The 12,190-nt window shown below is 42.5% G+C and carries 10 protein-coding genes; 4 read left to right on the top strand and 6 right to left on the bottom strand.

Annotated features, from left to right (window positions below; translation table 11 throughout):
- Positions 1–385: 385 nt before the first annotated feature.
- The gene (locus QUB52_RS16785) at positions 386–1,984 is read left to right on the top strand and encodes a B12-binding domain-containing radical SAM protein (RefSeq protein ID WP_265238811.1); all 1,599 of its coding nucleotides are present in this window, start codon (positions 386–388) and stop codon (positions 1,982–1,984) included.
- A gap of 108 nt (positions 1,985–2,092) precedes the next feature.
- Here the strand turns inward: QUB52_RS16785 and QUB52_RS16790 are convergent, their stop codons facing one another.
- Positions 2,093–2,473 (bottom strand): type II toxin-antitoxin system VapC family toxin, encoded by a 381-nt coding sequence (locus tag QUB52_RS16790; protein WP_332974409.1) that lies wholly within the window; start codon positions 2,471–2,473, stop codon positions 2,093–2,095.
- 1 nt (position 2,474) lies between these two features.
- Positions 2,475–2,696 (bottom strand): type II toxin-antitoxin system VapB family antitoxin, encoded by a 222-nt coding sequence (gene vapB / locus QUB52_RS16795; protein ID WP_265238809.1) that lies wholly within the window; start codon positions 2,694–2,696, stop codon positions 2,475–2,477.
- 90 nt (positions 2,697–2,786) lie between these two features.
- On the opposite strand from vapB, the gene QUB52_RS16800 reads away from it, so the two are divergent.
- Both QUB52_RS16800 and QUB52_RS16805 read left to right on the top strand, forming a co-directional pair.
- Positions 2,787–3,263 carry a Panacea domain-containing protein gene (locus tag QUB52_RS16800; protein ID WP_265238808.1) on the top strand — a complete coding sequence of 159 codons (477 nt, stop codon included), beginning with the start codon at positions 2,787–2,789 and terminating at the stop codon, positions 3,261–3,263.
- Positions 3,244–3,678 carry a hypothetical protein gene (locus tag QUB52_RS16805; protein WP_265238807.1) on the top strand — a complete coding sequence of 145 codons (435 nt, stop codon included), beginning with the start codon at positions 3,244–3,246 and terminating at the stop codon, positions 3,676–3,678. The genes QUB52_RS16800 and QUB52_RS16805 overlap by 20 nt, the downstream gene beginning before the upstream one ends.
- Before the next feature lie 301 nt (positions 3,679–3,979).
- Here QUB52_RS16805 and QUB52_RS16810 read toward each other — a convergent pair whose 3' ends face one another.
- The 4 genes from QUB52_RS16810 to QUB52_RS16825 form a co-directional block, all read right to left on the bottom strand.
- Positions 3,980–5,548 (bottom strand): HNH endonuclease, encoded by a 1,569-nt coding sequence (locus QUB52_RS16810; RefSeq protein ID WP_332974410.1) that lies wholly within the window; start codon positions 5,546–5,548, stop codon positions 3,980–3,982.
- A 293-nt stretch (positions 5,549–5,841) separates the two neighbouring features.
- Entirely contained in the window at positions 5,842–7,713 is a 1,872-nt protein-coding gene (gene ftsH4, locus QUB52_RS16815; RefSeq protein ID WP_332974412.1) for an ATP-dependent zinc metalloprotease FtsH4, read from the bottom strand.
- 573 nt (positions 7,714–8,286) lie between these two features.
- Positions 8,287–8,829, bottom strand: coding sequence for a Rieske 2Fe-2S domain-containing protein (locus QUB52_RS16820; protein ID WP_265238805.1), 543 nt, complete (start codon positions 8,827–8,829; stop codon positions 8,287–8,289).
- A 694-nt stretch (positions 8,830–9,523) separates the two neighbouring features.
- Positions 9,524–10,369: a M48 family metalloprotease gene (locus QUB52_RS16825; protein ID WP_265238804.1), complete on the bottom strand. Its 846-nt coding sequence runs from the start codon at positions 10,367–10,369 to the stop codon at positions 9,524–9,526.
- 351 nt (positions 10,370–10,720) lie between these two features.
- Here QUB52_RS16825 and QUB52_RS16830 point away from each other — a divergent pair, with 351 nt between their 5' ends.
- The gene (locus QUB52_RS16830) at positions 10,721–12,085 is read left to right on the top strand and encodes a sensor histidine kinase (RefSeq protein WP_332974413.1); all 1,365 of its coding nucleotides are present in this window, start codon (positions 10,721–10,723) and stop codon (positions 12,083–12,085) included.
- Positions 12,086–12,190: the final 105 nt, after the last annotated feature.

The following is a 12,190-nucleotide window of genomic DNA, read 5'->3' on the forward strand; positions in this document are numbered from 1 at the left end:
TCATGTCTAACTCTGGTTGAATAATCGATCACTCCCGATCACCAAAAAGCGATCAATTATTCAGCAAGCCCTAATTATTTTTGTAATTCAAGTCTACTGTTTCAAATTCTTTTTTGCCTGATTCCCATGCTGTTTAAATGCGATTATCGTCAATCAACTATGAAATACGATAAGATATCAGCATTTGCGGGCTTTGACAAGAGACTGCAAATTTATTAAATTGCGCCGATTATCTTCGTGTTAGGGGGTATCGCCCCTCGCCGGATAGTCGATCGCGCGCCAGATCGTAATTTTAGCCTTAAAATTAAGTCTTGAGAGTCGATCGAACTCTCACGCCCCGCCAGCCCGATCGCAAGTTGTTTACTGATGTGAGGTTTAACATAATATGCGAGTTCTTCTAGTTTACCCCCTGTTCCCGAAAACATTTTGGTCTTACGAGAAAATCCTAGAATTAGTCGATCGCCAAGTGCTGCTTCCACCGCTGGGTTTGGTAACAGTAGCAGCTATTCTACCCCAAGAATGGGAATTTAAGTTAGTCGATCGTAACATCCGACAAATCACCGAAGCAGAATGGGAATGGGCAGAGCTCGTTATTCTGTCCGCAATGATTGTCCAAAAAGAAGACTTGCTAGACATCATCCGCGAAGCCAAACGGCGCGGTAAATCCGTAGCCTGCGGCGGCCCTTATCCAACCTCCGTACCCGAAGAACCCCAAGCAGCGGGCATCGATTACCTGATTCTCGACGAAGGCGAAATCACCCTACCCATGTTCGTCGAAGCAATCGGGCGCGGTGAAAAAAGTGGAATATATCGATCGGACGGCGTAAAACCCGATGTTACCACAACCCCGGTTCCCCGCTTCGACTTGCTCGAATTAGACTGCTACGATTCGATGTCAATTCAATTTTCGCGAGGTTGTCCCTTCCAGTGCGAATTCTGCGATATCATCGTCCTCTACGGTCGCAAACCCCGCACCAAAAACCCCGAACAATTAATCGCAGAACTAGACTGTCTCTACAACCTAGGTTGGCGGCGCGGCGTGTTCATGGTAGACGACAACTTTATCGGCAACAAACGCAATGTCAAACTGTTGCTAAAAGAGTTAGAAGTTTGGCAAATAGAACACAAATTCCCCTTCAACTTCAACACAGAAGCATCCATCGATTTAGCGGAAGACCAAGAATTGATGGATATGATGGTGAAGTGTCATTTCAATGCAGTATTTCTGGGAATTGAAACCCCCGACGAAGAAAGCCTGCAAATGACCAAGAAATTCCAAAACACCCGCAATTCTCTGATAGAATCCGTAGAATTAATTGCCAAATCCGGCTTGCGAGTCATGGCTGGATTCATCATCGGATTCGACGGCGAAAAAGCAGGTGCAGGCCAACGCATTGTCAACTTCGCCGAAGCAGCAGCAATTCCGAGTACAACCTTTGGAATGTTGCAAGCTTTGCCTCATACTGCATTGTCCCACAGACTAGCAAAAGAAGGCAGATTGCGCGACAAATCCGGCAACCTGAATCAGACTACATTGATGAACTTCATTCCCACGCGGCCACTAGAAGATATCGCCAGGGAATATGTCCAAGCATTTTCTGATGTGTACGATGCTGAGAAATACTTAGACCGCACCTACCGCCACTTCTTGATGTTGGGTGCACCTACAGCAGATATACCTTCAAGAATCCCCAGTTGGATCGACTTGCGAGCACTGCTAACTGTAGTTTGGCGACAAGGAGTCAAGCGTTCAACTCGGTGGAAGTTCTGGCATCATTTGTTCAGCATTATCAGACGCAATCCGGCGGTTTGGGATCACTATTTAACAGTGTGCGCTCACAACGAGCACTTCCTAGAATACCGTCAAATTGTGCGGGATGAAATCGAAGAACAATTAGCCGAGTTTTTAGCTGACGAAGCTCAACAAGCGCAGCAAAAAGCGCTGATAGCTTCTATTGCCGAAAAACAAGTGCAAGTAGTTTAAGATTCGATAATTAAACCGAATACCCAAATACCGACTTTTTCAAGAAATTAGGTATTTGGGTATTCTTTTTTGTTGGTAGGCTTACTGATAAAAAAATCACCTTATTCATCACCAAACCCGCTGAATTGGATAAGCATCAAAAGCTTCATCCCGACTAATCAAAACCAGCGAATGATTTATCGTCTGTGCTACTAAAATCCGATCAAAAGGGTCTCGGTGATGCAGAGAAAGACCCGTGTAAATCTCAGTATCTTCAAATGTAATTGGTAGAATTTGAGCGTTAATGTATTGCAATTCTTTGGGAATGTCTTCAAATGGTCTATTCAGTTGAAGTTTACCGACATTAATTTTAATCGAAATTTCCCAAAGGCTGGCAATACTAAAATACAAATTTGTTTTAGTATCAATCGCTTCTTTCGCTTTACTACCTAGATTGGAATCGCCAAGTAAGTACCACAGAAAAGCATGAGTATCTAAAAGGAATTCCATGTTACATATATTCCTTTAAATCTTCCAGCGGTTGATCGAAATCATCAGACATAACGATTTGACCAGCCCAACTACCATAACCATGAGGTTGTTCAAGTTGTTCTGGAGATGATTCAGTTTTTGCGTGTTTCTCAAGTAAATATTTTGCATAATGCAAAATCTCTTGTTTTAGAGATTCTGGCATCTTGACGACTGTTTGAAAAATCTGTAGATCGATAGTCATGGTTTATGTGAAAATTTTACTATGGGATATTCACTCATCATACTGTAATTTATGATATCATAGAATCCAAAACATATTGACTCGAATTGTATGACCACAATAACTACAATAACAACAGCATCCCAACTAGCAGATTACTATATTTGGTTTGCCAATGACGTAGGCTCCTACCTCAGCAACCACAAGCTACAAAAACTATTGTTTTATGCCCAAGCATGGTATCTAGCCTTTGAAGATAAACCACTTTTTGATGAAGATTTTGAAGCCTGGGTGCACGGGCCGACTATCCCGGCTTTATTTTACGAATACAAAGAAGAATTTGGGTTTAAGCCAATTCTCAAAGAAGTCGAAAAACCAGAGCTTCCAGAAGACGTACAAGAGTTTTTGGACGAGTTATCCGATGAGTATTTCTTTTGCGACGCCTATGAGTTGGAATTGATGGTGCGTCGCGAAGACCCTTGGATTAAAGCGAGAGGTAACTTGCCAAGAGATGAACCCTCTCATGCTATTATTTCTAAGGAATCAATGAAAAAATTTTACAAAACCCGTGTCATCGAAGAAACCTAAAAAGGCAGATATACGCCGCCAGCCATCCTTATCTAGTATCAAACGTCAAGATGTAAAAATACCGGAAGGAGTTAGTTTTTCTTTCAGATATTATCAGGATGACAAAGATAAATTTTCACTAGCTGGCCGAGATTCTAGATATCTAGCGTCTCTTTTGAGAAGGTTACGGGATTTATCACAATTGAACTCTCAAGAAATCATTAATAATCAGAGTAAAAGCCTGCGCTGTCATGGCATAGCATGGCAAGATACAACTGAGCCTAATGGTTTTGGGATTCCCAATGAAGCTATGCTAGTAAATATCCCCTACCAGTTTCAAATATCTGCTAATGAATACGGTAGGGTGCATGGATTTTTTAGTGAAAATATTTTTTATATTGTTTGGCTAGACCCAGACCACAATCTTTATAGTTGAAACGAGCGTAATTTTTTGAATTCAATCAATATCATATGATAAAAAAATTATTGAGCTAACTAACAGTAGTGTGCATTTGGGGAATTTGGAAGTCCTGCAAAAGTTCCGGTAGGGTGCGTCGCCATCAAAAATCTCAAAAAAAATCGTACCTTCTGATAGCGACGCACCACACAATACTAAGGTGCGTCGCCTCACAAATCCCCCATTATTATCAATAATTTGACAGCAATGCACCATACAAGATAGCTGCAATTGCAGTCAGAATGTATTGGTGCGAAGGGCTATCGATCTTTCTTAAAGCTTAATTTTTATATCCTGTATTGCAGTATGGATGAGTTATCTGCCCATTATCTAAAGTTGCCAATCCACCCTCTTCTTTCCGCTGTATGTGATCGATAGAAATTGAGTTTCTGTGAATTAATCCGTTGCATATTTTACAGCGTGGTACACTCAGTAATGATTCTTTTATAAAAATCTCACTTTTTTTATTTGTATTGAATTCTTTTGTAGATGAAGTAATTAACTTCTCTTCATTACGAATATTTAAATACTTAAAACCATCGCTAGATATAATCTGTTTTAGCGTGTCATCAATAGTTTTTCCAGCTTTTAAATGAATCATAACTTGCTCAAAAAAAATCGATATGTGTTTGTAGCTTTTCTGAACATCCCTATACTTTTCATAAATCTGTTTAATTAAGTAATCGTATTTTTGAAGAAACTCTTCAAATTTTTCTCTAACTTCAATGAAGTTATTTAACTTTTTTCTTTCATCTAGTTTCATAACAAAATCAACAACAGCAAAGAAAGAGACTGTTCTGTGTTGTCCATTTTGTGAATAGAAATATAGAATGGGATGTAGCCCCAAAGAGGATTTATGATTGCTATTTAATCTATATGCAACTTTTCTCACCTTTTTTAAAATTTTTATTGTTGTTTTACCTGTGAGATCATCATTAACTTCCTTATTGTTAAAATCCTTATTGTTAAAATCTATTTTGTTAACAATATTTACAAAGTCTAAAATTAATGGTAAAGTTTGAGCGGAATACAATTTCCCGCCCACAGGTAGATCTAGAGTTTTTATTGGAGTCTCCAACTTCGGTTCAAAAAGTATCTCATTAATTTCTTTAGCTATTTCTTGAATTTGATCCTGTATTTCCTTTGAAAATCTCGACCAATATTTATGACCTTTGCCGCTTCTTATTATTGCGCGTGCTGCGATGCTATTAGGTTTCTTTCTGGATTCAAGAAGTTTGAGTTCGGTTTTATCAATGGGGGCAGCTTGCTGATTAATTTTGAAAAATGAATTTTCTGCTTTACTTGCATCACCTTCAACCCATTGAAGCTGAATTGCTACACTTGCTAAATTTAGTGCGGATTTTACAATTTCTGGTTTAACTTTATCAGGAGGTGTGAGAGCTAATCTAAAATCCTCGTATGCTCCAACACTTTTGTTAATCAGTTTGCGTGTTTCTTCAGCAATATTTAATTGTTCATCAGGAATTACACCGTCATAAAATAGTTTTGAGATTTCTCCATCACCGTAATCATTGTTAACCCAAGCAGACAATGCACTCAATCTATGACTCCCATCAATTACGAATAAGTATCCACCTGTACTTCGCCACAAAATGATTGCGGGAATCAAATCACCTTCGATAAAACTTTTGATTAATTCGCAAATTCTTTGGCTATCCCATTCATTGGTTTCTCTTTGGAAATCTGGTTTTCTGACAGCGAGGAAGAAAAATGAATCTTTTTTGATGTCTTCAATAGTAATTTTTTCTTTTTTCGTACCTGAAATTTTACTTTCTTCTACTTCAAAATCTTCTCGTTGAATCAAAGCATCTAAATTAACTTTAGCCATGATGTTTTTATATATATTTGGATTGATGAGCTATCCGTCAAACACTGAGTAAGTAAAAAGCTGTGTAATTTCGCTCAAGGGATGCGCTTACACGAAGGGACACATTTGGCGGTAGAAGTAACTCAGAACTTGGATTTTTTTTAACCACCCTGAAAGGATCATACATCTTTATGAACAGGAGTTACGCACTCAGAATAAAGAAACCGGGTTTTTGCCTAATTTGGGGGCTACAGTGCGTCTTCTAAGTAAAAACCCGGTTTATATGCCTCATGCGTAAGTCCGATTAAACCTTTTTAAACAACCGCCGCAACCTTATCTACAGGCTTTACTTGAGTGAGAAATTCGTGCAGTTTCTCACCTTCAATTACCTCAGTTTCCAACAGTTTCGAGGTAATTGTTTCCAACAATTCCCGATTAGCTTTCAGAATATCCAAGGCTTGTTGGTGCGCTGTTTCGACAATTTCTTTGACTTCTTGATCGATCGCCTCAGCAGTTTGGGCACTGACAGCGCGGCGGGCATTTCCCATACCATCGCCGAGGAAAGATTGTTGAGAGCGATCGTAAGCTAGAGGCCCCAAAACCTTACTCATACCGTAAGTTGTGACCATTCTCTCGGCTAAATCCGTCGCCTTTTGCAAGTCGTTAGAAGCGCCGGTGGTGATGCTACCGAAGACAACCTCTTCCGCCGATCGCCCACCCAACAGTGTAGCAATCTGACCGCGCAACTCCGACTCATCCAACAAGAAACGGTCTTCCGTCGGTAACTGTAACGTGTAACCCAATGCAGCCATACCGCGCGGCACGATCGAGATTTTCGCAACTTCGCCACCGCCCGTCATCAAAGCCCCAACCATCGCGTGCCCGACTTCGTGGTAAGCCACAATCTTTTTCTCTTTTTCGTTGAGCACCCGGCTCTTCTTTTCCAAGCCAGCCACAACGCGCTCAAACGCCTCTAAAAAGTCTTCCTGTGCCACAGCGAGGCGCTTGTTACGCGCCGCTAGCAAGGCAGCTTCATTGACCAAATTTGCCAAATCTGCGCCCGAAAAACCGGGGGTGCGAGTGGCGATCGCCTTCAAATCAATATCCGGGCCCAACTTCACTGTTTGAGAGTGAATGTTCAAAATAGCTTCGCGGCCAGACAAATCCGGGCGATCGACCAAAACTTGGCGATCGAAACGACCAGGGCGCAACAAAGCAGCATCCAAACTTTCCGGGCGGTTAGTTGCAGCCAGCACAATTACCGTAGTATTGCCCGCAGCAAAACCGTCCATTTCAGTTAACAATTGATTCAGAGTTTGTTCGCGTTCGTCATTACCGCCGTACATACCGCCGGTGCTGCGAGATTTGCCGATCGCATCCAACTCATCAATGAAAATAATACAAGGAGCCTGTTTTTTCGCCTGCTCGAATAAATCTCTAACTCTGGCAGAACCTACACCGACAAACAGTTCCACAAACTCCGAACCGGAGATGCTAAAAAACGGTACGCCCGCTTCACCAGCCACCGCCTTTGCTAACAGAGTTTTCCCAGTTCCCGGAGGCCCGACTAACAGCACGCCCTTCGGAATTCGCGCGCCAATTGCCGTAAATTTGTCGGGAGTTTTCAGGAATTCCACAACTTCGACTAATTCAGTTTTAGCCTCTTCTACTCCTGCTACGTCAGCAAAAGTAATCTTCGCTGATTCGCCTTCGACGTAGACCTTAGCCTTACTTTTGCCGATCGACAGCGCACCCTGCGGCCCGCCACCCTGCCTGTTCATGAAAAATTGAAATATTGCCACAAAAATCAGCGGCGGAATCACCCAGCTCAAAACACTGCCAATCCAGCCATTTTTGGAAGGGGGAGTTGCCGCAAATTCAACGCCTTTTTCTTGCAAAAGTTTAGGCAGATCCAGGTCAAAAATTGGCGTAGTTGACAGCACTTGACCGGGTGTGTCGCCTTCGCCTTTGAGTTGGTAGCGAATTTCATTTTGCCCTACCGAAGCTCTCACCACATCTTGTTCTTGAACCTGATGCACGAACAAGCTGTAAGGTACTTGCGGAATTTGTGGCCCGAATAAATTGGGCAAAAAGATGTTTGCTAGCACAAACAAACTTGATAGCAATAACAAGACATTGCTAATTAGCCGAAAACGAGGGGGTTGGGGCTGGTCTTTAATTGCCATTGATAACTGTCGTCCTTTAATTTAAACCAGTTTTATTCATCTATTTTGTCATTAAATACGCACGCGGTGTCAAGCGGATTTCCTCACTCGGTTAGTTCGGTTAACCGATTTTAAATTTGAGATTTTAGGTTTGAGACTAATATTTTAAATTAATTTTTAAGATTTTAGACTTGATATTTTTGAGGGTTGGCGATTGGTTGAGGAACTTTTTTCGCTCTTGTGAAAGTGGGTTTGATGAAAATCTGTCGATCGTTCCGAGAGTCCGACAGGGGTTGAAAACCCCTGTCTCATAGCTAAAGTCCTCTTTAAGAGGACTTTAGAAATTCGTCGTTTAAATTTAGTCTTAACTTTCAAAAATAGGTGTTGCTGATTTACGGTATGAAAGGCTAAATATGCAATTCATAAAAACCAGTGTCTACAAAGCTTCTGGATTTTGAAATTATTTATTTCATACCCTGATTTTCTCGTTGATTTTATTTAAGAAGAAGCTTTTTGCTGAAAATTCACAATCTGAAACTGTCTCGCTTGAGGCAGTTTCAGGAGAGGGGGGGTAGTTGAGCAATTACCAATTTTTTAATCTTTAATGGTTGAGCGCGGATCGATCGCAGGTTTGCGAGCCACTAAACGGATTTGATTTTGCTTCACCACTACTGTCACCAGCGGTAGGGAACGCTTAGCAGGGCCTTTAATAACTCGACCTTGAGCGTCGAACTGAGAACCATGACAGGGACATTCAAAGCGCGATCGCTCTGTTTTCCACTCCACAGTACACCCTAAATGCGTACACACAGGATTAATACCATATTCCGCAATCTTCGGCCCCTCATTAATCACCAAATAAGCAACTTTTGGCAATCCTTTCACCAGTACAGGAATCCCCGCTTTTGCGTTAGGAAGGAATGCAGAAACCTCAATAGGTTTTTCCTCACTATCTTCTGCCCTTACTCCCGGCAGATAATTTTCACACTGGGAATTGTAGGGAAATGCAGAACAAAGGTTTTCTAAGTCAACTTTTTCTTCGCTTTGTCCCGCTGTGGGAAAAAGTAACCCAATAGCAAGGCTTCCCGCTGTCCCAGTCACCATATATTGCAAGAATTGTCGCCGATTTCTGACCATAGTGTGAGCCTTCTGCCTTGGCTGTGAATAAGTCAAACTTCTTAAGGCTTTTTTACCTTAATTTGTGTAATCATAGCAATCTGCTAACCATCAGTGCTATACATTTTAGACATTGAGAGCCAGGTAATTTTTCTGGCTCTTCTAGAGTAGTTATGACAAATTAATAACAAAAAAGAGTTAGTAAGCAAAGTAATTTTAAAATTTAATTAACTAAAGTTCTTTTATGAAGCTTGACTTAAGGGGTATTTTATGGTATTAATATTTTAATTTTGAACTATAAAAACAAATTTTTAAGAAAATGCCATCTAACTCACTGCTTCATTTTATGGCGTTGCTTAATCAGGGTATGAAATAAATAATTTTAAAATCCAGAAGCTTTGTAGATGCTGGTTTTTATGAATTACATATTTAGCCTTTCATACCGTAAATCAGCAACGCCAAATACATTAAAAATGCGAGGGCTGGCTCGCAATCAGCTTACAGAGGGTGTAAAAAACTGTCCGAAGCATTGAGAATCAACTGTCGGATTTAACCGAATCCGAGCTATGAGACAGGAGTTTAAGCCCCTACCAAACTAACAAACTACGGGTTGAATTTCCTTTAATTATCGAAGATAAAACCATTATTTTCAACCTTCCAATTGTCCGATCGCCCTTATTCAGCGCCATCCCTTGTCCGACTTTGCAATCAGCAACTAACCGCCTGACACATTCTTAGCAAACTCTTCGCGTCCAGACACCAAATTAGCTGGAACGCCGTTAGGGTAATTTTGCGCGATTAAAGCTTGCAACTTTTGAACTCGATTTTCAGGATTCGGGTGAGAGCTCAAAAACTCCGGCGGCGCTTCGCCATTCCTAGCAGCACCGAGAATTTGCATCACCTCAACAATACCTTTAGGATCGTAACCCGCCTCCGTCATAAACCGAAAACCGAGCCGATCGCTCTCAAGTTCATCTGCTCTACCGTAGCGCAAACCCACAACTTGATTGACAGCTTGAGCAATTAATGCAGCCTGTTGTCCGTTACCGCGATCGTCGCTAGCAGCCACTCCAACCGCCGTCACCAAAGACCTGCCAAGTTGCTGTTTTGCAAGGTGTTCCGCAGCGTGTCGTCCCACAACGTGACCGCTCTCGTGCCCCAGTACAGCGGCCAATTGAGCCTCAGAATTCAAGCGCCGCAGCAGTCCGGCGGTAATAAAAACTTGTCCCCCTGGGAGAGCAAAAGCATTAACAGTTTTGGGGTCTCGCAGCAGGTGGAATTCAAACGGATAACCCGCTTTTTTCGCCTCCGAACCGTTGACAACTTTTTCTCCTACTCTCTCGACATACTGCTGAAGTGTTTGGCTAGGATAAAGCCCGCCGTATTGAGCCGCCATTTTGTCTCGCGCCTCCAATCCCAAAACTACCTCTTGGCGGGGAGAAAGCTGCACTCGCTGTTTCTCTCCAGTTACGGGATTTTGTACGTTACTGGTAAAATAGGTGATTGCCCCAAAAAATGCCATTAATAAGCCGATCCCGAATCGGAATAAAAATCTATTCACAGTCGTTTACCTAAAAAGTTTAGCCAGTACCCTACCAGACTAACAGCTATCTCCACATCTGTCTGAAGTATTAATAATGGAAAGTTGTTAGAGATTTTTTGGGATAATTTGCGAACCAGGCTTTTTTTTGAACGAACCGCGAAGACGCAGTACGCGAAGCGGCGCGTAAGCGTTAGGACACTAAGAAAGAGAAGAAGAGAAGAAGAGAAGAACGTTATAGTTGTGAATGGTTCGTTAATAGTTACTTAATGGTTATTAGTTCAGCATCGTTTGAAGATAATCTAGCTCTTTTTTTCCTTCTTCCTTCTTCCTTCTTCCTTCTTCCTTCTTCCTTCTTCCTTCGCACGCAATATGTTTCAGACTACCCGCCGCCGCCTTGCTATTTGGTACACTGCTGTTACTGCTGTGTTGTTACTTGTATTTGCGACTGGTTTCTATTTCTACGTTCGCAATACTTTGATCGATCGCATTGACGACACTCTTAATCACGTGGTGGAAATAGTTGAGCGCACTCTCGTGATCGAACCGCTAACTTCCCCGACTGCGGGAAATAAAACTAAGTCGCAAGTGAACATTCAAGCTAGTTTTCGAGATAGCAGTGATGCTGTGGAAGATGACCACATTGATTTAGAATGGTTCAGTCCTACGGGGGAATTGCTGTGGTCTACTTTGTCGGAACCGCTGAATATTCCGATTAACGCTAAGCGCACTGGCGAAACCGTTTGGGTAATTAACAATAAGTTGCAGTCCGATCAAAACAATTCTCTCAGACAAGTGACGCAGCGTGTGGAAATCGGTCGCCAAGTTTTGGGATATTTGCGAGTCAGTCATCCTTGGTTTGAAGTGACAAAACCGATTCGACAATTAATTCTCGATTTGATTTTGGGGGCTGGTTTAACTCTAATTTGTGTGGCGGCTATTGGTTGGCTGTTGTCGGGATTGGCGATCGCACCTGTCCGAGAATCCTACAGTCGTCTTAAACAGTTTACCGCCGATGCTTCCCACGAACTCAGAAATCCGATCGCCACTATTCAACTTAACGTCCAAGTCGCTTTGGCGGAACCGGATATCGAACCGCAGCAACACCAACAGCTACAGGTTATCGAACGCCTGACGCGCCGTTTGGGGCGGTTGGTTGACGATTTGCTGTTTTTGGCCAGACAAGACAGCGGAATCGTGCAGCAGCAGTGGGTTGATGTACCTCTGGATGCTTTGTTGATGGAGGTAATTGAAGAACAACTGGCGATCGCCCTTACCCAAAATCTCTCTCTTTGTTTGGAAATAGTCGATCGACCAAACGCTGATGATAACTTTACCGTCTTGGGCGACTGGGATCAACTAGCGCGACTGTTTACCAATCTTGTCAGCAACGCCGTGCAGTACACACCATCGGGTGGCGAAATTCAAGTACAATTGCAGCTTGCAGCTAAAAACAAAAGAAATGCGTCCGCGCTCAATTCTGGACTGCAAATCAAAGTCACAGACACCGGCATGGGGATTTCCCCGGAAGCATTACCGCATTTGTTCGATCGATTTTACCGCGCCGATCCCGCCCGCACCCACCGCAGCGCCGCCGGTTCCGGTTTAGGATTAGCTATCTCCAAAGCCATTGTCGAAAATCATCGCGGCCAAATCCGCATTGACAGCCAAGTCGATCGAGGAACCGTTGTTACCGTCACCATCCCCGCCCACAAATCAGCAGAAATTCGCCTCTAAATCTCTCTCTTCCCCTCTTCCTCTGCGTGCTCTGCGGTACATCCAAAAAATCTATCCCTCAAACCCTTATTCTTTCTACCTCACGCCCAAACCCAGCTATTAAAA

The organism is Microcoleus sp. A6-C6 (assembly GCF_036705955.1).
In the GTDB taxonomy this organism is placed as follows: Bacteria; Cyanobacteriota; Cyanobacteriia; order Cyanobacteriales; family Microcoleaceae; genus Microcoleus.